Origin of the sequence: Leptotrichia trevisanii DSM 22070 (assembly GCF_000482505.1) — a bacterium.
In the GTDB taxonomy this organism is placed as follows: domain Bacteria; phylum Fusobacteriota; class Fusobacteriia; order Fusobacteriales; family Leptotrichiaceae; genus Leptotrichia; species Leptotrichia trevisanii.
Map to the genome: position 1 here is coordinate 1 of NZ_AXVL01000086.1, position 1,366 is coordinate 1,366.

At 36.2% G+C, this 1,366-nt stretch carries 1 protein-coding gene; it reads right to left on the bottom strand.

The window, feature by feature from the left end; translation table 11 throughout:
• Positions 1–307: 307 nt before the first annotated feature.
• Positions 308–1,366: ShlB/FhaC/HecB family hemolysin secretion/activation protein (locus K324_RS16110; RefSeq protein WP_026748939.1), on the bottom strand; the 1,059-nt coding region annotated here is incomplete at its 5' end.

Here is a 1,366-nt window from a genome sequence, read left to right on the forward strand (position 1 = left end):
GTGGAAATATTAACGACAGGCACGCCATTCTGAGCCCTGTCAAGGCTTGTGTTGTACCTTGAATTAGGATCAACCTGAAGTCCGTCGGCAAGAATATTAAAGCTGAACACGTTTAGCAGCAGTGCCGCAGTTAATTTGCGTAATATCTTACTTTTTCCTCTCATTGTTCATCTCCTTTCGATATTTTTAAAAATCTATAAATTATTGTTTTTTATTACTGTCTAAAATTGTACTTAATTTTTTTTAAATTTGAACCAATAGAATACTTTTTTTTTTAAGTTTCATTTCAAAAATTTTTATACATTGTCTAAAAACTTACTTTCAAGGAACCGCTAAAATACATTTCCTGCTTCTTAGGGCTTAAATAGTCTGAATGCGACATTGGCCTTGCATATCCAAAGTCAAAATCAAAGATTTTTGTATCAAATCTGATTCCAGCTGTCATTCCAGTTACATATCCAGTCCTGTATTTAGATTTATCCCTGTTATACTTTGCAGCCCCATATCCATAATTAACATACGGAGAAACAACCGCAAATTTCTTAACTGGAATATTATATGCTAATTCATTGCTGACTTCTATAGCCTTGTCTCCCTGAATGGACTCCCTTGTATGGTAGCCCCCTACACTTCCGACACCGCCTATTGTCTGTCTTTCACTTCCATAAAGCACATCATTTGAATAGCTCCCGTTAACATTTGCCCTGTATACAAGCTTGTTCGTTATGGGCTTGTAGTAGCTAAGGTTCATACTGTATTTATGGAACTGTGCCTTTGGCGTAGTATCTATCTTTCCGCTGTCCCTTTCAGCATGAAATATTTTAAGCCCTCTCTCATATCCAAAAGAGCTTCCAAAAATCCCTCCGAAAAGTGAAGTTGTAGCATTAAGGCTTAAAGTACCAACAGCAAGTTTTCTGTCAGATAATACAGACTTTTCAAGATAGCTCTGATTATGTTTTCTCTTAATTCCTAAATCAAGACTAACCTTGCTTTTCTGATTTCTGAAAAGTATCTTTTCCAGATCAGCAGACAACGTATGGCTGCCTGAATACATATCATATACTGTATTTGCTGAATAGAAGCTGCTTTCCTGAATACTTTTACTTGAATTAAGCTTTAAAGTATATGTCCTAAATTTCATCGTATACCCAAAATTAAACATATCAAGCCGTCTTTTATATGGCAATGTGTCTCCTTTTAAAGGATCATATCCAGTCGGCCCGATTGGTAAAATTTCTCCTGGCTGTAACTGTTCAACCGTCTTTTTCCAGCTTCTGTTGGGGTCTTTTTTAGGAACAGTCATATATGTGAAATAGAAGTTGTCCCCAATTCCAAGAGGGCTGTCAATATTAAGGTTGATACCTCT